This window comes from Streptosporangium nondiastaticum, from assembly GCF_003011965.1.
Taxonomy (GTDB): domain Bacteria; phylum Actinomycetota; class Actinomycetes; order Streptomycetales; family Streptomycetaceae; genus Streptomyces; species Streptomyces nondiastaticus.
Genome location: NZ_PXWG01000132.1, coordinates 1 through 18,965, shown reverse-complemented (window position 1 = coordinate 18,965; position 18,965 = coordinate 1). Strand labels below are relative to the sequence as shown.

The window sequence follows — 18,965 nt, the reverse complement described above, 5'->3', positions numbered from 1 at the left end:
GGACGCGCCCGGGCCGCCGCCGGGGCGGTCGTCGCCGCCACTGCCGCCGGAGCCGCCGCTGCCCGACTCGCCGCGCCCGCCGGGGCGTTGGCTGAAGTGCGGGCCGGAGGGCACCGGGCCGGGGGTGATGGTGGTGCTGTCGCCCGGGTTCTTTCCGTCCGTGCCCTTGCTCTGGTTGTCCCCGGAGTCGCCGTCACCCCCGAGGGTGACGAACCAGAGCCCCAGCAGAACGAGAAGGCCGAGCAGGCCAAGCGCAACTGCCCTCCGCCGCCAATAGATGGAGGAGGGAAGCGGCCCGATCGGATTGCGCAGTGATCCCACGCGAAGACTCTACGAGACATCGGCGAGGGCACCAGCCCCTACCCGCCGCGCGGGTGCCGGATTTTCTCATCATCGGTCCGCCGCGGGCCGGGCTCCGGGCCGATTTCCCATTGCTGCCATCTGACGAACATCTGACGAAAGTCGGACCGCACGCATGCCGATAGCCCGGTGTGGCGCGGAAGTGACGGACCGTAGGCTCCCGGGACCATGGACACCGTGGACAACGATCTCTATCGCGACGTCACCGAATTCGCCCGCTCCACACCGGAGTGGGTGCACACCCTTGCGGAAATCGGCACGGAGGCCGGGCTGTTGCTGCTGATGGCCGTGGCCGTCGCCGTGTGGTGGAGCAACCGGCGCACGGGGGCGCGCAGCGTCGCGCTCGCGCTGCTCGTGCCGGTCACCACGGCGATCGCGTACGGCATCAGCGAGGTCGTCAAGAGCCTGGTGGACGAGGAACGGCCGTGCCGGGCGGTCCACGGCGCGGTCACCTCGCTCGCGGCCTGCCCGCCGCACGGCGACTGGTCGTTCCCCAGCAACCACGCCACGCTCGCCGCGGCCCTCGCGACCGGCATCGTCCTCGCCCGGCGGGCGCTCGTGTGGGCCGTGCTGCCCATGGCGCTGCTCGTCGCGTTCTCGCGGGTCTTCCTCGGCGTGCACTACCCGCACGACGTGGCCGCGGGCCTGCTGCTCGGCGTGGTCGTGGCGCTGCTCGGCGGGCTGCTGCTCGTACGGCCCGCGACGGGGCTGGTGGAGCGGGCGGAGCGGGGGCGGCTGCGGCCGCTCGTAAAGGCGTAGCGCCCGGGAAGGCGTGGCGCCCGGGATGGCGTGGCGCCGGGGAAGGGGGTCAGGCCGCGGGGCGGGTCCACTCCGTCTTGTGGCCGAAGCCCTGCGCGTTGTCGATCAGGCGCAGCCAGGAGGGGCGCAGCTCCCACAGGTCGGTGCGCTCCATGGCCTGCCGGAGCCGGTCGTTGTGGTCGACGTACGGGAAGCGCTCGCTGTACGCGCGCCACGCGGTCTCGCGCTCCGCGCCCTCCAGGCGGCGGCACGTGCCCCGGCCTTGAATCCCCGTCAGGGCCGTCCACACCTGTCCGTCGCGCTGGGCGGTGAAGGCCACGCGGGCGCCGCTCGCGAGGGCGCGGCCGTGGCGCGTGGTGGCCGAGGTGACGAACAGCAGCGCGGTGTCGTCGCCGTCGGCGGGGGCGTAGAGCACCGCGCACGCCTGCGGGCCGTCCTCGTCGGCGTAGGCCAGGGTCAGGGTCGAGTGCGCGTCGAGCGCCGCGCGGATGTCGCGCGGCGGCCGCGGCTGCGTTTCGCTCTGGTTCATGGGCCCATTCCATCGCGGCGGCCCCTGCGGGGCCAGCCGGAACGCTTCGGTGCCGCCGTTTCCTCGGGGCAAGCCCCCGATGCCCCCGCCACCCCCGCGGCCTACGGGCCGGTGGGCGCGCCCGCCGTCAGGCCCGCCTCGTACGCGACGATCGCCGCCTGTACCCGGTTGCCGACCTCCAGGTGGTCGAGGACCGCGCTCACGTAGCCCTTCACCGTGCCTTCCACGAGGTGGAGGCGGCGGCCGATGCCCGCGTTGGAGAGGCCCTCGCCGAGCAGCGCGAGCACCTCGCGCTCGCGGGTGGTGAGCCCGGCGATCCGGGCGCGGGCGGCGGCCCCGCGGGTCAGGCGCTCGCCGCCGAGTTCGGCGATGACGTGCCGGGCGACCTTCGGGGAGAGGTACGCACCGCCGTCGGCGACCGCGCGGACGCCGGTCATCAGTTCGTAGGGGTCACCGGACTTGAGGAGGAAGCCGGTGGCACCGCCGCCCAGCGCGCGGGAGATGTAGGCGTCCTCGGAGAAGGTGGTGAGGACGGCGACGGCCGTGCCGGGCGCGGTCCGGCGGATCTCCTCGCACGCGGCGAGGCCGTCCATGCGCGGCATGCGGATGTCGAGCAGGGCGACGTCCGGGCGGTGGGCGCGGACCGCCTCGACGGCCTCGCGGCCGTCCGCCGCCTCCGCGACGACCTCGATGCCGGGGTCGGCGGACAGGATCGCGCGGACGCCGGCGCGGATCATCGCCTCGTCGTCGGCGACGAGGACTTTGACGACGTCGCCCGTCCCCGCCTCCGTCCCCGCGACCCTCCCTGCTTCCGCTCCCGCGTCCGTCCCCGTGTTCATCGCAGCCATTCCTTCTCCTCTTGTTCCACGACGCCGGCGGCGCCGACGCGCGGGATGCGGCTCTTCGCGACGAGGTGCCCGTCGCGGAAGCAGAGCCGGAAGTGTTCGACGCTGACGAAGAGTTCGCCGCTGGCCCGGTAGTAGCGGCACTCCGCCCCGGCGGGCGGGGTTGCCGGGTCCCGGTCTGACGGCGGGTCGGCGACCTGCCGGTCCGGGAGGAGGGGCGCGACGTCGGCGTACGGCGCGCCGACGCGCATGGCCGCGTAGTCGGCGGGCTTCAGCACGGAGTGGGCCTTGATGTAGGCGTACCAGCCGAAGGCGGCGGCGACGAAGACGGCACCGCCGGCGGCCGCGACGGCGAAGGGGACGGCGAACCGGCGCCGGGCGGTGCGCCGGGCGTGCGCGAGGGCGTCGGTGTCACGGCCGCCGTCCATGGCCGCGGGCTCCTCCGGGCGCGCCGCGTGTCCGTCCCGGGCCGCTCCCGGAAGCCCCGCCCGGGGCCCCGGATCGTGCGGCAGCCGCGCACGCACCCTGAACCCACCGCCGAACCCACCGCCGAACCCACCATCGTCCCCGGCCGCCCCCGCCGTGAACTCGCCTCCCGCGAGCGCCACCCGCTCCCGCAGCCCCAGCAGCCCCGTACCGCTGCCGCTGCCACTGCCGCTCGCGGACGGCGTGCCGCCCTCCGCAGCGGGCCCGCTGACGACCGTCACCTCCGTCTCGCGCGCTCCGGTGGCCACCGTGACGGCCACCTCCGCCCCCGGCGCGTGCTTGGCCGCGTTCGTCAGCGCCTCCTGGACGACGCGGTACGCGGCCCGCTCCACGAGCGGCGGCAGCGCCGCTTCGCTGGGTAGCGAGGCGCGCACGCGCAGGCCGGAGGCGGCCGCGCGGTCCACGAGGGCGGGCAGCGAGTCGTCCGGCGGGGCCAGCGGCGCGGGGCCGGGCGGGGCGGCGTCGCGGAGGACGCCGATGATGTCGCGAAGCCGGTCCGTCGCCGTCGCGGCGGCCTCGCGCAGGTCCGCGGCGGCCGCCCGGTGCGCCGCGTCGAGACCGGGCGCGACCTGCAGGGCACCGGCGCGCAGGGCGATCAGGCTGAGTTCGTGGCCGAGGGAGTCGTGCATGTCCTGGGCGATGCGGGCGCGCTCGCGCAGCCGGGCCCGGTCCGCGACGATCTCCTGCTCGCGCTCCAGCTGCGCCGCCCGGCTCCAGCCGGCGGCGACGAGCTCGCGCGCCTGGCGCCGGTACCGGCCGGCCAGCCAGGGGAAGACCGCGCCGAAGAGCAGCGTGCCGATCAGAACCAGCCATTCGATGACGGGGTCGGCGTGGCGGACGAGCACGAGCACCGTGCCGGCGGCCGCGACGGCGGGGAAGGCGTACAGCACGGGCCGCGTCCGGGCCGAGCGGCGGCCCAGCAGGAAGGCGAGGACGGACAGCGCGGGCCCGTAGGAGAGCGTGAACAGCGAGGGCGACGCGGCGAGGCCCAGCCCGGCGGCGAGGCCGAGCGCGAGCACCGGCCGGGCCCGGGAGACGGCCACGGCGGCGGCGAGGACGGCCGCTCCGGCCGCGGTCTGCCACCAGGCCCGGGGCGCGTTCAGGCCGAGGAGGTCCGCGGCGACGCCGGGCACGGCGAGCGCCGCCCACAGCAGGGCGTCGGGCAGGGCCCTGGTCACGATCCCGGTTCCGGCCCTGGTCGGGGCCATTGCCGGGGCCGTTGCCGGGGCGGTGGTCGTACGGCGGCTCACCGGCCCGACGGTACAAGCCGGGCCCGGCCGCGCGCCCCTGACGAAAGTCAGACGAAAGTCAGGCGAACGGGGCCCGGCGCGTTTCACCGCCGTCCGCGGCCGTGCCAGGATCGGAAGCGCCATGACTGTGACAGACCGCATCACCGCCCTGCCCGAGGCCCTCTCCGAGCCCCTCTCCGGCGCGCTCCACGGACCGGTCATCGACTGGTTCGACGCGCACGCCCGCGACCTGCCCTGGCGGCGCCCGGAGGCCGGCGCGTGGGGCGTGATGGTCAGCGAGTTCATGCTGCAGCAGACGCCGGTCAGCCGCGTCCTGCCGGTGTACGAGCAGTGGCTCGCGCGCTGGCCGCGGCCGGCGGACCTGGCGGCCGAGCCGCCCGGCGAGGCGGTGCGCGCGTGGGGCCGGCTCGGCTATCCGCGGCGGGCCCTGCGGCTGCACGCCGCCGCGACGGCGATCACCGAGCTGCACGGCGGCGAGGTGCCGAGCGACCACGCCAAGCTGCTGGCGCTGCCGGGCGTCGGCGAGTACACGGCGGCGGCGGTGGCCTCGTTCGCGTACGGGCAGCGGCACGCGGTCCTCGACACCAACGTGCGCAGGGTGTTCGCACGCGCCGTGAGCGGCGCGCAGTACCCGCCGAACGCGACGACGGCGGCCGAGCGGAAGCTGGCCCGCGCCCTGCTGCCGGAGAGCGAGCCGGTCGCCGCCCGCTGGGCCGCCGCGACGATGGAGCTGGGCGCGCTGGTGTGCACGGCGCGCACGCCGGACTGCGGGCGCTGCCCGATCGCCGGCCGGTGCGCGTGGCGCGCGGCGGGCTCCCCGGCGCACGACGGCCCGCCGCGCCGTGGCCAGACCTATGCGGGGACGGACCGGCAGGTGCGCGGAAAGCTGCTGGCCGTGCTGCGGGAGGCGCTGGAGCCCGTGCCGCAGGTGGCGCTGGACGCCGTCTGGGACGAGCCGGTGCAGCGGGCCAGGGCGCTGGACGGGCTGGTGGCCGACGGGCTGGTGGAGCCGCTGGCGGACGGGACGTACCGGCTGCCGCTGGGGTGACGTGCCGGCTGCCGCCGGGACGGGGAATCCCGCGGCGGACCCTCGTGACGGATTCCGGTCGCGCCTCTGTCGCCGAGCCCCCGTCACATAGCCGTCACGAAGCCCGTCACACGGCCGTCACAGAGCCCGTCACACGGCCGTGTCGCAAGACCCGCCGTGACCTGCCGAAAGGCCCTCCCGAACAGGACAGAGCCCCCTTTTCACGCCCTACCGCCCCTGCTCCCGCGGCGCTGTTACACAACCTATGGATAGCTGTGCACCAGCCGCAGTGCTGCCGCACATCACGTCGCAACAGCGCCTCCGTAGCGTCCTTCTCGTGCTGGGAGACCACCAGCGTGACGCGGGGATGCAAGCGGAATGGAGGCTGCGAGATGGCCAGCAGCGGCAAGGTTCTGGACTTCGAGGAGTACGTGCGCAACCGTCAGGACGCGCTCCTGCGCAGCGCCCGCCGTCTCGTGCCGGACCCCATCGACGCGCAGGACCTCCTCCAGACCGCCCTGGTGCGCACCTACGGCCGCTGGGAAGGCATAGCGGACAAGTCGCTGGCCGACGCCTACCTCCGCCGTGTCATGATCAACACTCGTACGGAGTGGTGGCGCGCCCGCAAGCTCGACGAGGTGCCCACCGAGCAGCTCCCCGACGCCAGCGTCGAGGACGGCACGGAGCAGCACGCCGACCGCGCGCTGCTGATGGACATCCTCGGTGTCCTGGCGCCCAAGCAGCGCAGCGTCGTCGTGCTGCGACACTGGGAGCAGATGAGCACCGAGGAGACCGCGGAGGCGCTCGGGATGTCGACCGGAACGGTCAAGAGCACGCTGCACCGGGCCCTGGCCCGGCTGCGCCAGGAGCTGGAGAGCCGCGACCTGGACTTCCACGCCCTCGAGCGCAACGAGCGGGGGCAGGAACGGTGCGCAGCCTGAAAAAGGCGGCTCCCCCCAGGCCGGTTCTGATCACCGGCGGCACGGTCACCGCGCTGGCCGCTGCCGCCGGTCTTCTGCTTGCCGGATGCAACGCGGGCAGCGAGGGCGTGCGCAAGGAGGGCACCGCGCAGACGCAGTCCGCCGCGAAGCCGACCCGGATGCCCTCCGCGCCGGCGACGGCGGAGCGGCCGCAGGACAAGGTCGACGCGGTCAAGCTGCTCAAGGGCGACCCGAAGATCGGCGCCCAGGTCAAGAAGGACCTGAAGCCCTGCGTGAAGAACCAGTACCCGCTGGACGTGATCTACGGGAAGCTGACCGACGGCTCCCGGGACGACATCGTCGTGAACATCCTGACCTGCGGCGATTCCGTGGGCGTGGGCTCGTATGTGTACCGTGCCAAGGGCGACGGCTCGTACGAGAACGTGTTCATGATCGAGCAGGCGCCGGTGTACGCCGAGATCGACCGCCGCGACCTCCGCGTCACCAAGCAGGTGTACGGGCCCGGTGACGCGGTCTGCTGCGCGTCGGGCGAGGATGTCATGACGTACCACTGGTCGGGGTCGGAGTTCCGGGAGACCGGGCGCACGCACACCGACTACAGCAAGGCCGGCAACAACGACAAGGGCGATTTCCCGAGCGTGGGAACGGAGGGCTGAGGGCAGCGTGGGCGATACGCATGTGCTCTTCGTGGAGGACGACGACGTCATCCGTGAGGCGACCCAGCTGGCACTGGAGCGCGACGGCTTCGAGGTGACCGCGGTGCCGGACGGGCTGCTGGGGCTGGAGAAGTTCCGCGCCCGCAAGCCCGACATCGCGCTGCTCGACGTCATGGTCCCCGGCCTGGACGGGGTCAGCCTCTGCCGCCGGATCCGCGACGAGTCGACCGTCCCGGTGATCATGCTGTCTGCGCGCGCGGACTCCATCGACGTCGTCCTGGGCCTGGAGGCCGGGGCCGACGACTACGTCACCAAGCCCTTCGACGGCGCCGTGCTCGTCGCCCGCATACGGGCCGTGCTGCGCCGCTTCGGGCACGCCAGCGGCCCCAACGGCGCCGCCGGTGCCGACGCCCCCGAGGAGCTGGAGGGCGGCGTGCTGCGCTTCGGCGACCTGGAGGTCGACACGGACGGCATGGAGGTCCGCAAGGGCGGCGAGCCCGTCGCGCTGACCCCGACCGAGATGCGGCTGCTGCTGGAGTTCTCCGCGGCGCCCGGCACGGTGCTCTCTCGCGACCGGCTGCTGGAGCGCGTCTGGGACTACGGCTGGGGCGGCGACACCCGGGTCGTCGACGTCCACGTGCAGCGGCTGCGCGGCAAGATCGGCCAGGACCGGATCGAGACGGTCCGCGGCTTCGGCTACAAGCTCAGAGGGTGACACGGTGACCACCCCATGGTGATCCGCTCCATGGCGATCCGGTCCGTGACGATCCGCTCCACGACGGCCGGGGTGTCCGCAGTGTCCGGGGCGGCCGGGGTGACCGGCTCGTGGTGAAGCTCGCCCTCCGCTCGGGGCTGCGCTGGAAGGTCAGCCTCGCCATCGCGGGCGTCGGCGCGCTCGTCGCGGTGGCGCTCAGCCTCGTCGTGCACAACGCCGCCCGCCTGTCGATGCTCGACAACAGCCGCGACGTCATGGACGAGCGGGTGCAGATCGCCCAGCGGTACTACGAGAACACCGGCCGGCTGATGCTGCACGCCAAGATCGACGACCCCGCGCTGCCCAAGCCGCTGCGCGACGCCGCCGCGATCGGCCAGCGCGCCACCTTCCTGCAGGACTCCGGCGGCGGGAACTCCCCCGAGGTCTGGGCCTCGGTGCCGGTCCGCAACGGCAAGATCCTCTCGATCCACACCCGGTTCAAGGACCGGTTCTCCATCATCGACGCCCTCGACAAGGCGCTGATCATCGGCTCGGTCTCCGTCGTCCTCGGCGGCTGCGCCCTCGGCATCCTCATCGGCGACCAGCTCTCCCGCCGGCTGCGCAAGGCCTCGGCGGCCGCCCGCAAGCTCGCCGACGGCGACTCCGAGGTACGGGTCCGCGAGGCCATCGGCGGCCGCGTGCGCGACGAGACCGACGACCTGGCGCGCGCCGTCGACGGCATGGCCGAGGCGCTCCAGCGCCGGCTGGAGGCCGAGCGGCGCGTCACCGCCGACATCGCCCACGAGCTGCGCACGCCCGTCACCGGGCTGCTCACCGCCGCCGAGCTGCTGCCGCCCGGCCGGCCCACCGAGCTCGTCCGCGACCGCGCGCAGGCCATGCGCACCCTCGTCGAGGACGTCCTGGAGGTGGCCCGGCTGGACGGCTTCGCCGAGCGCGCCGAGCTGCAGGAGCTCCTGCTGGGCGAGTTCGTCGAGCGCCGCGTCCGGGCGTTCGCCCCCGAGGCCCGCGTACGGGTCGCGCGGGACGCCTACGTCTCCACCGACCCGCGCCGCCTGGAGCGCATCATCGGCAACCTCCTGGCCAACGCCGCCAAGCACGGCAAGCCGCCGTACGACGTGACCGTCGAGGGGCGCGTGCTGCGCGTGCGCGACCACGGGCCGGGCTTCCCCGAGGAGCTGCTGCAGGAGGGCCCGAGCCGGTTCCGCACGGGCAGCAAGGACCGCGCGGGCAAGGGCCACGGCCTGGGCCTGACCATCGCCGTCGGCCAGGCCCGCGTCCTGGGCGCGCGGCTGACCTTCCGCAACGCCGACCCGGAGGTCGAGGGCGGCACGGGGGCGATCGCGGTGCTGTGGCTGCCGGAGTCGGCGCCGACGAGCACGGGCACGTTCCCGGTCATCCAGGTGCCGGACTAGGAACGGGGCAGGGATCGGGGCAGGGACCCGGATCGGGATCGGAGCGGGGGCCCCTCCGGCCTCGGCTCACATCGGCTCGATGCACTCGCCCCAGTCCTTGTCGAGGTCCAGCTGCTCGTTGCGCTGCGTCAGCGAGAACCAGTTGCCGGAGTCGTCGCGCAGGATCGCCTCGGTGCCGTACGGCCGCTCCTGGGGCTCCTGCAGGAACTCCACACCCCTGGCCTTGAACGTCTCGTAGTCGCGGTGGATGTCGTCGGTGCTGAGCACCCCCGCGCCCAGCGCGCCCTCGGAGACCAGCTTCTTCATGGCCTCCGCCGACTCCGGGTCGAGCCCGGGCGGGCCGGGGACCATCAGCGTGAGTTCGACGTCCGGCTGGTCCTTGGCGCCGACCGTGAGCCAGCGCATTCCCTTGTCGCCGCCCATGGTCATATCCGTGCGGACTTCCATGCCGAGCTTGTTCGTGTAGAAATCCTTCGCCCGGTCCTGGTCGAGGACCCAGACGGCGGTGATGGCAATTCCCTTGATCATGACGCGCTCCGCTCACCGGATTGTGCGCTGCATTACCACCGTAAAAGCCGGAGCCGGGGCACCGCGTGTCGCGGTGCCCCGGCTCGGGGGCGGATCGGATTGATCAGACGGATCGCATTGATCAGACGGATCAGATCGATCAGAGGTTCTCGCCGTGGGCCTTCAGGAAGGCGACCGGCTCGACGGCGCTGCCGTAGTTCGGGGTGGTGCGGATCTCGAAGTGCAGGTGGGGACCGGACGAATTGCCGGTGGAGCCCGACAGGCCGATGACCTGACCGGTCGTGACGGTCTGGCCGACCGAGACCTTGATCTGCGAGAGGTGGGCGTACTGCGAGTACGTGCCGTCGGCGTGCTTGATCACGATGGCGTTGCCGTACGCGGGGCCGTCGCCGCCGCCGTTCGGGCCGGCCTTGACGACGGTGCCGCCGTGGACGGACATGACCTGCGTGCCGGTGCCGACGACGAGGTCCTGGCCGCTGTGCTTGGCGGCCCACATCTTGCCGGCCTTACCGAACGGCTGGCCGATCTGGTAGCCGGCGACCGGGGCGACCCAGGCGTCGGCGCGCTTGCGCGAGGCCTCGGCCTGCTTGCGGGCGTCCTCGGCACGCTTGTCGGCGTCCCGCTTGGCCTGCTCGGCGGCCTGCTTCTCCTTCTCCGCCACCTTCAGCTGCGTCTCGGCCTGCTTGTTCAGCGCGTCCTGCAGCGTCGCGACGGACGCGAACGCGGAGAAGTCGCTGACCGAGTCGGTGGTGTCGGCTGCGAGCGCGACCCCGGCACCCAGCGCGACCGAGGCTCCCAGACCGGCTGCCACGACGGCGGCGCGGGTACGGAGAACGGTCTTGCTCGGGTTACGGAAAGCGGTGCGCTTCGACATACGGATAAACCTCCAGGCATAAACAGGTCCCGGCTGCGGACCGGGATCGCCCTACCTTGGTAACCCGCATTCGCCCGGCTGCCAAGGACGGCCTCTACTAACGAATGCCGTAGAAATGGGGGCGATTTCAAAGGCGCCGTGACCAGGCGTTCCGTTCGCTTCTCGGGGGAAATCGAAGGCGGGGGCTCTGCTATTTCTCTTAGTACGTGACGCACGCCCTATGGCGGGTGTCACCGCCGTAGGACATTCGGCCTCCCCGGTTCCGGGACCAAAGGCCCGACTGCGGCGGTACGCTCCCCGTCAGCGGCCGCGCACGGAGCGTGCGGCCCACAGGGGCTGGGGGCGGGACGATGAGCAGCGGGTTCGAGGAGATCGAGCTGGCGGATGCCGTACAGGCGGTCCGGGAGGGCCTGACCTCGGCTGCGGCCCGGGGCGCGGGCCAGGACCTGGCCTTCGAGGTGGGCGAGATCGCCATGGAGTTCACCGTCGAGATCCGCAAGGACCTCAAGGGCTCGGGCGGGGTGAAGGCCTGGGTGGTCAGCGCGGACGCGGAGGCGTCCCGCGGCTCGACCCGTACGCACAAGGTCGCGTTCACCCTGACCCCGAAGGACACGCGCACGGGCGGCAGCTGGCGTGTGGGCAACGAGCGGCCGGGCGGGGTGTCGCGGTTCGGGTCGTCCGGGCAGTAGGGGTGGGCGAGGCACAAGCGCCGGTGCCGTCCGTCGAGGACCGGCTGGTGGCGGTACTGGGGGCGGCGCGGCAGGGCAGCGGAGTGTGGCTGACGTCCAGGCTGGTGCTGACGAGTGCGCATCTATTCGAGGAGGACGACATTGCCGCGGTCGCCGAACCGCGCGGTAGCGGCCTCGTCACCTGCGACGTCGTCTGGGCTGGCGATCCGGACACGTGCGACATAGCGCTCCTGACGGCCCGGACGCCGATGCTGCTGCCCAAGAGCCCGCCGCCGCTGCGATGGGGCCGGTGCGCCGGCTGGCAGCCGATGCCGCGCTGCCAGGTGCTGGGGTTCCCGCAGGTTCAGCGGTACGGGGGCGGCGAGCTGGAGGCCGCCCAGGTCCCCGGCACGCTGATGCCCCTAGCAGGGCGTATGCGCGGTCACTACATTCTGCACGCGGACCATCACCCGCCGGCGCCCGTCCAGGGCGGCTCACCCTGGGACGGTCTTTCGGGCGGCCCGGTGTTCGCCGGCCACCTGCTGATCGGCATCGCCAGTGGTGATCCAATGGGCTGGCAGCACTCGTCTATCGAGTCGGTGCCACTCTCCGCCGCCATGGACGATCCCGGTTTCCGGAAGGCCCTGCAGGAGCACTGGCCCGACGCCCCGGAATTCGAGGAGGTCACCTCCGCCTACCCCGAGGACCTCGCCTACGAGCCCGCATACGCGAAGGCCGTCAAGGCCGCCTACAGCCGGCTGGAGATCTTCGGGCTGGACGAGCTGAGCTCGGGCGACTGGGATCTGGACACGGCCTATCTGAGTCTGGAGGCGCAGTCGCCGCCCGCGGCGCGCCCGGGCCCTGCGGAGCCCCGGGGGCGCATCGAGGATCTCCTCGGCTCGCGGCCGCGCACGGTGCTGCGCGGCGAGGCGGGCGCGGGCAAGACCACCCTCGTGTGGTGGCTGGCCTCCCACACCGTGTGCCGCACGCTGCCCGGGCAGCTCGCCGAGCTCGACGGGATGATCCCCTTCGTGGTCCCCATGCGCAGCCTCGCCGCCCGGGGCATCACCTCCCCCACCCCGTCCCAGCTACCCAAGATCGCGCGGCTGCCGGTGGACCGGCCGCCCGACGGCTGGGCCGGCCGCGTGCTGGAGGCGGGGCGCGGGCTGCTCCTCGTCGACGGGATGGACGAGATCCCGCAGGCGGATCGCGAGCTGGCCCGCAAATGGCTCGCCGGGCTTTTGCGGATGTATCCGCGGACGCGCTGCCTGGTCACGGTGCGCCCGCTGGCCGTCGGCAGCGACTGGCTGGAACAGGAGGGGTTCGAGGAACTCCGGCTGCTTCCCCTGGGCGATGAGGACATCCAGTCGTTCGTCGCCGCGTGGCACGGGGCCGCCCGGCTGGAATGCGACAGATATGCGGATGAGCACTGGGCGAAACGCCAGCGGAAACGACTTGATGCCCTCGAACAAGAGCTCGGCCGGGAATTCCGGCGCAACGACGTACTCCGCGATCTGGCCCGGACACCGCTGCTCTGCGCCGTCATCTGCGCCCTGCACAGGGCACGCAACGGTTTCCTTCCCGAGACCCGCTGGGAGCTGTACAGCGCTGCCCTGAACCTGATGCTGGCGACGCGCGACATCCACCGCCGTATTCATCAGCCGGAGGGCATCGAACTCACGGTGGACGAGGGCCGTCAGCTGCTGCAGCGCATCGCCGTGTGGCTGGCCCGGAACGGCCGCGCCGAACTCACCCGCGAGCAGGCGGTGCGCCAGCTCGCATCGGCGTTGCGAGGCCTGCGCCGGGTGCGGGCACAGGGCACTCCCCAATCCGTGCTGATGCATCTGCTCAATCGCAGCGGGCTGCTCCAGGAGAGGTCGCCGGATGCGATCCAGTTCATCCACCGCACCTTCCAGGACTATCTGGCGGCGAAGGAGTTCCAGGAGAGCGACTGCCTGGACGAATTGCTGCTCCATGCGGCGGAGGAACAGTGGCAGGACATCCTCCGGCTGGTCGTCGGCCACTGCGGGCGCAGCGAGGAGCGGCGCCTCATCGCCGGTCTGACGGCGGCGGCGGACGCGGCCCCGGACCGGGCGACGGAGTGGCCCTTGCGGGCGCTGGCGGCCCATTGCGCGCTCAATGCGAGATACATCGAGGACGAGCAGTACGCAGAGGTGTGGGCAGGCCTGAGAAGGCTTCTGCCGGCCCGCAGCGAAAGGGAGCTGCACGCCCTCGGCCAGGACGTCGTGGCCGCCGTCCACTGACGGAGGGCCATTGAAGGAAGTCCACTGACGGAGTCCACCGACGGAAAACGAGGCGGCCCCGGAACCTCGAAAGGTTCCGGGGCCGCCCCGCTGTCGCGGAATGAGCCGGAGGAGCGCGGAACGCTTACGCGTCCTTGGACAGGTTCGGACCCGCCCCGCCCGCGGCCTGCTCGATCGGCGGAGTGTCCGGCAGGGCCGACTTCTCCTCACCGCGGAAGGTGAACTTCTTCTCCTCGCCCTCGCCGTCCGTGCCGACGACCACGATGTGGCCGGGGCGCAGCTCACCGAAGAGGATCTTCTCGGAGAGGATGTCCTCGATCTCGCGCTGGATGGTGCGGCGCAGCGGACGGGCGCCCAGGATCGGGTCGTAGCCCTTCTTGGCCAGCAGCTGCTTGGCGTCCGCGCTGAGCTCGATGCCCATGTCGCGGTCCTTCAGCCGCTCGTCCACCTTGGCGATCATCAGGTCGACGATCTGGATGATGTCTTCCTGGGAGAGCTGGTGGAAGACCACCGTGTCGTCGACACGGTTGAGGAACTCGGGCCGGAAGTGCTGCTTGAGCTCTTCGTTGACCTTGGCCTTCATCCGCTCGTAGCCGGTCTTGACGTCGCCCTGGGCGGCGAAGCCCAGGTTGAAGCCCTTGGAGATGTCCCGGGTGCCGAGGTTGGTCGTCATGATGATGACGGTGTTCTTGAAGTCCACGACCCGGCCCTGGGAGTCGGTCAGGCGACCGTCCTCCAGGATCTGCAGGAGCGAGTTGAAGATGTCCGGGTGGGCCTTCTCGACCTCGTCGAACAGGACCACCGAGAACGGCTTACGGCGGACCTTCTCCGTCAGCTGGCCGCCCTCTTCGTAGCCCACGTAGCCGGGGGGCGAGCCGAAGAGGCGCGAGACGGTGTGCTTCTCGCTGAACTCCGACATGTCGAGGGAGATGAGGGCGTCCTCGTCGCCGAAGAGGAACTCGGCGAGCGTCTTGGACAGCTCGGTCTTACCGACACCGGAGGGGCCGGCGAAGATGAACGATCCACCGGGGCGCTTGGGGTCCTTGAGGCCCGCACGGGTGCGCCGGATGGCCTGGGAGAGCGCCTTGATGGCGTCCTTCTGGCCGATGACGCGCTTGTGCAGCTCGTCCTCCATGCGCAGCAGGCGGGAGGACTCCTCCTCCGTCAGCTTGAAGACCGGGATGCCGGTGGCCGTGGCGAGGACCTCGGCGATCAGCTCGCCGTCGACCTCGGCGACGACGTCCATGTCGCCGGCCTTCCACTCCTTCTCGCGCTTGGCCTTCGCGGCGAGGAGCTGCTTCTCCTTGTCGCGCAGGGAGGCGGCCTTCTCGAAGTCCTGCGAGTCGATCGCGGACTCCTTCTCCCGGCGCACGTCGGCGATCTTCTCGTCGAACTCGCGGAGGTCCGGCGGCGCGGTCATCCGGCGGATGCGCATCCGGGAGCCGGCCTCGTCGATCAGGTCGATCGCCTTGTCCGGCAGGAAGCGGTCGGAGATGTAGCGGTCGGCGAGCGTGGCGGCCTGGACCAGCGCCTCGTCCGTGATGGAGACGCGGTGGTGGGCCTCGTAGCGGTCGCGCAGACCCTTGAGGATCTCGATGGTGTGCGGCAGCGACGGCTCGGCGACCTGGATGGGCTGGAAGCGGCGCTCGAGGGCGGCGTCCTTCTCCAGGTGCTTGCGGTACTCGTCGAGCGTGGTGGCACCGATGGTCTGCAGCTCGCCGCGGGCCAGCATCGGCTTGAGGATGCTGGCGGCGTCGATCGCGCCCTCGGCGGCGCCCGCACCCACCAGGGTGTGGAGCTCGTCGATGAACAGGATGATGTCGCCGCGGGTGCGGATCTCCTTGAGGACCTTCTTCAGGCGCTCCTCGAAGTCACCGCGGTAGCGGGAGCCGGCGACCAGGGCGCCGAGGTCGAGGGTGTAGAGGTGCTTGTCCTTGAGGGTCTCGGGCACCTCGCCCTTGACGATGGCCTGGGCCAGGCCCTCGACGACGGCGGTCTTGCCGACGCCGGGCTCGCCGATGAGGACCGGGTTGTTCTTGGTGCGGCGGGACAGCACCTGCATGACCCGCTCGATCTCCTTCTCGCGCCCGATGACCGGGTCGAGCTTGGACTCGCGGGCGGCCTGCGTCAGATTGCGGCCGAACTGGTCCAGGACGAGCGAGGTCGAGGGGGTGCCCTCGGCCGGGCCGCCGGCCGTGGCGGCCTCCTTGCCCTGGTAGCCCGAGAGCAGCTGGATGACCTGCTGACGGACCCGGTTGAGATCGGCGCCCAGCTTCACGAGGACCTGGGCGGCGACGCCCTCGCCCTCGCGGATCAGGCCGAGCAGGATGTGCTCGGTGCCGATGTAGTTGTGGCCGAGCTGAAGGGCCTCGCGGAGCGAGAGCTCCAGGACCTTCTTCGCACGGGGGGTGAAGGGGATGTGCCCGGACGGGGCCTGCTGGCCCTGACCGATGATCTCCTCCACCTGCTGGCGGACCGCCTCGAGCGAAATCCCGAGGCTCTCCAGGGCCTTAGCGGCGACACCCTCACCCTCGTGGATCAGGCCCAGGAGGATGTGCTCGGTGCCGATGTAGTTGTGGTTGAGCATCCGGGCTTCTTCCTGAGCCAGGACGACAACCCGCCGCGCACGGTCGGTGAACCTCTCGAACATCGTTAATCGCTCCTCAGAGCGGTCAGGCAAGTAGGGGTCGGTCCCCTCCCTGTCCTTCCGCATGCTAGTCCCGCGGGACGGGACAGCTCATTCCAACTGCCGACATCCGTCCGGATCACCCCGCGTCGGCGGGGAAACCTGCTGCCGAACAGCCGACATCTCCTCCAACCCGATGGTGGGAGACGATGTTCCCGCAGGCCAGGCATATACGCCCGTCGTCACTACGCCGACGGCGAACGCGCGCCCGGCCCGACACGCCCGCCCATCGCCCGCCGCCACCCTCGGTGACGCGCTCCGCGCGGTGTCGCACCGCCTCTTCCCATGGGGAACCTCTTACCCGCAAGGATTGACAGTCCATGCGGCGCGGGCACCGTCCATCCGCTACGGGCGAACACCCTCGCGCTGCCCGAAGCGCCTGTGCGCCCCCCACTCCTTATACGGAGTGTGCCCAACTACCCACCCAGAGTAACCTCTTGGGCGTTTCGCAGTTGCACCGCATATGAGCTTTGTCCACCCGCGCCCCGGGGGTCCCGCAGATCCATGGTGCCAGGCGCGGCGGTGGTACGAGCGCGCGCTCGGCTGGCCGACCTCCGGCGAGGCGCCCCTGGAGCTGCTGACCGGGGTCCGCTTCGACGCCCTCGGCCTGCCCCTGGACGCGGGCGCCGCGGTGCTGGCCCGCCCGGTGCGCACCGGCCCGGTCGCGTTCGACGCCCGGGCCCGGAGGCTGTGGTTCCTGCTCGCCGCGGGCAGTGCCGACGAGCTGCCGGAGCTGCTCGACTGGCTGGAGTGGGGCGCGGTCGCCCTGGATCTGGCCGTGCTGGGGCCGGGCGGGCGGATCGCCGCGCCCGTGCCCACCGGGCCGGAGCGGGCCGTGTGGGTACGGCCTCCCCGGCCGGGAAGGCGCGGGGTCGAGCCGCCGCTGCCGGTGACGGGCCTCGGGGGCGAGGGGGACGCCCCCGATCTCGCACGGCTGGTGGGCGCGGCGGCCACGGAGGCCCACCGTGCCCGGCTGCTGCGCGCCCGCTGGGCACGCCGCCGTCCGCCGGGGGAAGGTCAGCCGTTGGCCTTCTCGTACGCCTCGCGGATGTCGGCGGGCACGCGACCGCGGTCGTTGACGTTGTAACCGTTCTTCTTGGCCCAGGCGCGGATCTTCGCGGTGTCCGGGCTGCCGGCCGAGACCGCGGCCGTGCGGGTCTTGCCGCGGCCGGCGGCGGCGCGGCCGCCGGTGCGGCGGGCGGACTTCACGTAGTCCGCGAGCGCCTGGCGGAGCTTGTCGGCGTTGGCCGTGGTGAGGTCGATCTCGTACGTCTTCCCGTCCAGGGCGAACGTCACGGTCTCGTCGGCCTCGCCACCGTCGAGGTCATCGACAAGAAGGACCTGAACCTTCTGCGCCACGGGGAATCCTTTCAGTGGAAAATGGGATTACGGAGGAATAGCAAACCGCCTTTCCCGGAAAAACACAAACCCCCCGGGAAGGTTCAGCCCGCCTTCCGCGTGGGAAGCATCCCTTCCGGAGCCATGTGATAGGGGCGCGATTCGGACATAGGGACCGCGATCACAGATGCAGAAGCATCCGGCTGTTGCCAAGGGTGTTCGGCTTCACCCGTTCGAGACCCAGGAACTCGGCGACGCCCTCGTCATAGGAACGCAGCAGCTCGCTGTAGACATCACCGTCCACGGGTGTCTCACCGATCTCCACGAAGCCGTGCTTCGCGAAGAAGTCGACTTCGAAGGTGAGGCAGAAAATGCGCCGCACGCCGAGCCAGCGCGCCGTCTGCAGCAGCTTGTCCAGTACGGCGTGCCCGACCCCGCCGCCCTTGACGCCCGGGTCCACCGCGAGAGTGCGGACCTCCGCGAGGTCTTCCCACATCACGTGCAGGGCCCCGCAGCCGACGACGGTGCCGTCCTCGTCCCGCTCGGCCACCCAGAACTCCTGGATGTCCTCGTAAAGAGTGACGGTGGCTTTGTCGAGGAGGATGCCGTCACGAACGTACGTGTTGATGAGGCGGCGCAGCGCCGCCACATCGCTGGTCCGGGCACGGCGGACGGTGACGACTTTTGATAGCGCGGGCATGCCCGGACGCTATCGTCCCGGGGCGGCCGGGCCGTCGCCGGGCCCGTCGAGTTGCACGACCCGGATCGCGTCCCGCAGGGCTTCGCGTTGTTCGGCCGACATCATGCCGAAGAAGGCGACGAGAGCGGCCGCGGGGTTGTCGCTCACGGACCACGCTTCGTTCATCAGTGCGGCCGAGTAGGCGGCCCGGTTCGAGACCGCCTCATATCGATAGGCCCGGCCTTCCGCTTCCCGGCGCAGCCAGCCCTTCTGATACAGGTTGTCCATTACGGTCATGACCGTCGTGTAGGCGATGGACCGTTCCTGTTGAAGGTCTTCCAGCACTTCTCGAACAGTGACCGGCCGGTTCCAGTCCCACACGCGCGTCATGACGGCGTCTTCCAGATCACCCAGGCGTCTGACCACACGCGAATAATAGTGGGAGATGTCTGGAATGACGCTTTATCGGAGCTGCAAAGGGGCAGCAAAAAGGGCGCACGACCGGAATTGCGGTCCCGTGCCGTACGCCCCGTGAGCACCCGCGCCCGCCCCGCGGGCGCGGGGCGGGTCAGGCCGGGCTGCCCTTGCCGGTCTGCTGCGCGGCCTCGGCCCGGGCCAGCGCGGCGTCGACCGCGGCGTCCTCCTTGGCCTTGTTCGCGCCACCCTGGCTCTTGATGATCGTCACGACCAGGGCGGTGAAGGCGATCGCCATCACGACGGGCGGCACCAGTGCGGCGACATAGTCCATGGCCGTCGGCTCCTTCTGGATCTGGATCGGGATTGCACGGTTTGTCAGCGGCCCGTCCAGATTACGCGCGCCCCGGCCCGCCTTTCAGGCGGGTCTGGCGTGCGGGGCCCCGGCGCTCGGGGGCGGAGCGGGCTTGCGGCGGGGCGGGAAGACCTCGCCGGGGGTGGGGATGGGCCGCTCCGGGCGCGGCCCGGACGGTT

General features: G+C 71.7%; 19 protein-coding genes and 1 pseudogene. 9 read left to right on the top strand and 11 right to left on the bottom strand.

Features of this window, described 5'->3' with window-relative positions; genetic code table 11:
- Positions 1–321: pseudogene (locus B7P34_RS29390) on the bottom strand (hypothetical protein); the annotation flags it as partial.
- Positions 322–528: 207 nt separating this feature from the next.
- Here B7P34_RS29390 and B7P34_RS29385 point away from each other — a divergent pair.
- On the top strand, positions 529–1,119 hold the full coding sequence (locus B7P34_RS29385; protein WP_106681229.1) for a phosphatase PAP2 family protein: 591 nt from the start codon (positions 529–531) through the stop codon (positions 1,117–1,119).
- A 49-nt stretch (positions 1,120–1,168) separates the two neighbouring features.
- Here B7P34_RS29385 and B7P34_RS29380 read toward each other — a convergent pair whose 3' ends face one another.
- The 3 genes from B7P34_RS29380 to B7P34_RS29370 form a co-directional block, all read right to left on the bottom strand.
- On the bottom strand, positions 1,169–1,648 hold the full coding sequence (locus B7P34_RS29380; protein WP_106681228.1) for a pyridoxamine 5'-phosphate oxidase family protein: 480 nt from the start codon (positions 1,646–1,648) through the stop codon (positions 1,169–1,171).
- Between the two features lie 101 nt (positions 1,649–1,749).
- The gene (locus tag B7P34_RS29375; protein ID WP_435693987.1) at positions 1,750–2,496 is read right to left on the bottom strand and encodes a response regulator; all 747 of its coding nucleotides are present in this window, start codon (positions 2,494–2,496) and stop codon (positions 1,750–1,752) included.
- The gene (locus tag B7P34_RS29370) at positions 2,484–4,157 is read right to left on the bottom strand and encodes a histidine kinase (RefSeq protein ID WP_223268353.1); all 1,674 of its coding nucleotides are present in this window, start codon (positions 4,155–4,157) and stop codon (positions 2,484–2,486) included. The genes B7P34_RS29375 and B7P34_RS29370 overlap by 13 nt, the downstream gene beginning before the upstream one ends.
- A 193-nt stretch (positions 4,158–4,350) precedes the next feature.
- Between B7P34_RS29370 and B7P34_RS29365 the strand changes: the two genes are divergently transcribed.
- The 5 genes from B7P34_RS29365 (at position 4,351) to cseC (ending at position 8,980) form a co-directional block, all read left to right on the top strand.
- A complete protein-coding gene (locus tag B7P34_RS29365; RefSeq protein ID WP_106681225.1) occupies positions 4,351–5,277 on the top strand; it encodes an A/G-specific adenine glycosylase in 927 nt (308 codons plus the stop codon).
- Between the two features lie 371 nt (positions 5,278–5,648).
- The gene (locus B7P34_RS29360; protein WP_043189586.1) at positions 5,649–6,197 is read left to right on the top strand and encodes a SigE family RNA polymerase sigma factor; all 549 of its coding nucleotides are present in this window, start codon (positions 5,649–5,651) and stop codon (positions 6,195–6,197) included.
- Positions 6,185–6,853 (top strand): LppP/LprE family lipoprotein, encoded by a 669-nt coding sequence (locus B7P34_RS29355; RefSeq protein WP_223268352.1) that lies wholly within the window; start codon positions 6,185–6,187, stop codon positions 6,851–6,853. The genes B7P34_RS29360 and B7P34_RS29355 overlap by 13 nt, the downstream gene beginning before the upstream one ends.
- A 7-nt stretch (positions 6,854–6,860) precedes the next feature.
- On the top strand, positions 6,861–7,568 hold the full coding sequence (gene cseB, locus B7P34_RS29350; RefSeq protein ID WP_106681224.1) for a two-component system response regulator CseB: 708 nt from the start codon (positions 6,861–6,863) through the stop codon (positions 7,566–7,568).
- Positions 7,569–7,678: 110 nt separating this feature from the next.
- Positions 7,679–8,980 carry a two-component system sensor histidine kinase CseC gene (cseC, locus tag B7P34_RS29345; RefSeq protein WP_106681223.1) on the top strand — a complete coding sequence of 434 codons (1,302 nt, stop codon included), beginning with the start codon at positions 7,679–7,681 and terminating at the stop codon, positions 8,978–8,980.
- A gap of 66 nt (positions 8,981–9,046) precedes the next feature.
- Here the strand turns inward: cseC and B7P34_RS29340 are convergent, their stop codons facing one another.
- Both B7P34_RS29340 and B7P34_RS29335 read right to left on the bottom strand, forming a co-directional pair.
- Positions 9,047–9,508 (bottom strand): VOC family protein, encoded by a 462-nt coding sequence (locus tag B7P34_RS29340; RefSeq protein WP_106681222.1) that lies wholly within the window; start codon positions 9,506–9,508, stop codon positions 9,047–9,049.
- A gap of 139 nt (positions 9,509–9,647) precedes the next feature.
- Positions 9,648–10,382, bottom strand: a complete 735-nt coding sequence (locus B7P34_RS29335) for a M23 family metallopeptidase (protein WP_106681221.1) — start codon at positions 10,380–10,382, stop codon at positions 9,648–9,650.
- Positions 10,383–10,732: 350 nt separating this feature from the next.
- Between B7P34_RS29335 and B7P34_RS29330 the strand changes: the two genes are divergently transcribed.
- Both B7P34_RS29330 and B7P34_RS29325 read left to right on the top strand, forming a co-directional pair.
- Positions 10,733–11,071 carry a trypco2 family protein gene (locus B7P34_RS29330; protein WP_106681220.1) on the top strand — a complete coding sequence of 113 codons (339 nt, stop codon included), beginning with the start codon at positions 10,733–10,735 and terminating at the stop codon, positions 11,069–11,071.
- A gap of 2 nt (positions 11,072–11,073) precedes the next feature.
- Positions 11,074–13,314, top strand: a complete 2,241-nt coding sequence (locus B7P34_RS29325) for a serine protease (protein ID WP_146166967.1) — start codon at positions 11,074–11,076, stop codon at positions 13,312–13,314.
- Positions 13,315–13,438: 124 nt separating this feature from the next.
- Here the strand turns inward: B7P34_RS29325 and B7P34_RS29320 are convergent, their stop codons facing one another.
- Complete coding sequence (locus B7P34_RS29320; protein ID WP_106681218.1) at positions 13,439–15,964, bottom strand: ATP-dependent Clp protease ATP-binding subunit; 2,526 nt, start codon at positions 15,962–15,964, stop codon at positions 13,439–13,441.
- A gap of 499 nt (positions 15,965–16,463) precedes the next feature.
- Between B7P34_RS29320 and B7P34_RS29310 the strand changes: the two genes are divergently transcribed.
- Positions 16,464–17,087, top strand: coding sequence for an SCO3374 family protein (locus B7P34_RS29310; RefSeq protein WP_106681217.1), 624 nt, complete (start codon positions 16,464–16,466; stop codon positions 17,085–17,087).
- Here the strand turns inward: B7P34_RS29310 and B7P34_RS29305 are convergent.
- From B7P34_RS29305 to B7P34_RS29290, 4 genes are all read right to left on the bottom strand, one after another.
- Positions 17,018–17,359 carry a histone-like nucleoid-structuring protein Lsr2 gene (locus tag B7P34_RS29305; protein ID WP_106681216.1) on the bottom strand — a complete coding sequence of 114 codons (342 nt, stop codon included), beginning with the start codon at positions 17,357–17,359 and terminating at the stop codon, positions 17,018–17,020. The genes B7P34_RS29310 and B7P34_RS29305 overlap by 70 nt on opposite strands.
- Positions 17,360–17,519: 160 nt before the next feature.
- Entirely contained in the window at positions 17,520–18,038 is a 519-nt protein-coding gene (locus B7P34_RS29300) for an amino-acid N-acetyltransferase (protein WP_106681215.1), read from the bottom strand.
- Between the two features lie 9 nt (positions 18,039–18,047).
- Positions 18,048–18,443, bottom strand: a complete 396-nt coding sequence (locus tag B7P34_RS29295; protein ID WP_106681214.1) for a BlaI/MecI/CopY family transcriptional regulator — start codon at positions 18,441–18,443, stop codon at positions 18,048–18,050.
- 142 nt (positions 18,444–18,585) lie between these two features.
- Entirely contained in the window at positions 18,586–18,765 is a 180-nt protein-coding gene (locus B7P34_RS29290) for a hypothetical protein (RefSeq protein WP_030367401.1), read from the bottom strand.
- Between the last annotated feature and the right edge of the window lie 200 nt (positions 18,766–18,965).

Coding starts and splice junctions, on each gene's coding strand:
- B7P34_RS29385 (WP_106681229.1), top strand. CDS start 529: ATGGACACCGTGGACAACGATCTCTATCGCGACGTCACCGAATTCGCC.
- B7P34_RS29380 (WP_106681228.1), bottom strand. CDS start 1,648: ATGAACCAGAGCGAAACGCAGCCGCGGCCGCCGCGCGACATCCGCGCG.
- B7P34_RS29375 (WP_435693987.1), bottom strand. CDS start 2,496: ATGGCTGCGATGAACACGGGGACGGACGCGGGAGCGGAAGCAGGGAGG.
- B7P34_RS29365 (WP_106681225.1), top strand. CDS start 4,351: ATGACTGTGACAGACCGCATCACCGCCCTGCCCGAGGCCCTCTCCGAG.
- B7P34_RS29360 (WP_043189586.1), top strand. CDS start 5,649: ATGGCCAGCAGCGGCAAGGTTCTGGACTTCGAGGAGTACGTGCGCAAC.
- B7P34_RS29340 (WP_106681222.1), bottom strand. CDS start 9,508: ATGATCAAGGGAATTGCCATCACCGCCGTCTGGGTCCTCGACCAGGAC.
- B7P34_RS29335 (WP_106681221.1), bottom strand. CDS start 10,382: ATGTCGAAGCGCACCGCTTTCCGTAACCCGAGCAAGACCGTTCTCCGT.
- B7P34_RS29330 (WP_106681220.1), top strand. CDS start 10,733: ATGAGCAGCGGGTTCGAGGAGATCGAGCTGGCGGATGCCGTACAGGCG.
- B7P34_RS29320 (WP_106681218.1), bottom strand. CDS start 15,964: ATGTTCGAGAGGTTCACCGACCGTGCGCGGCGGGTTGTCGTCCTGGCT.
- B7P34_RS29310 (WP_106681217.1), top strand. CDS start 16,464: ATGAGCTTTGTCCACCCGCGCCCCGGGGGTCCCGCAGATCCATGGTGC.
- B7P34_RS29300 (WP_106681215.1), bottom strand. CDS start 18,038: ATGCCCGCGCTATCAAAAGTCGTCACCGTCCGCCGTGCCCGGACCAGC.
- B7P34_RS29290 (WP_030367401.1), bottom strand. CDS start 18,765: ATGGACTATGTCGCCGCACTGGTGCCGCCCGTCGTGATGGCGATCGCC.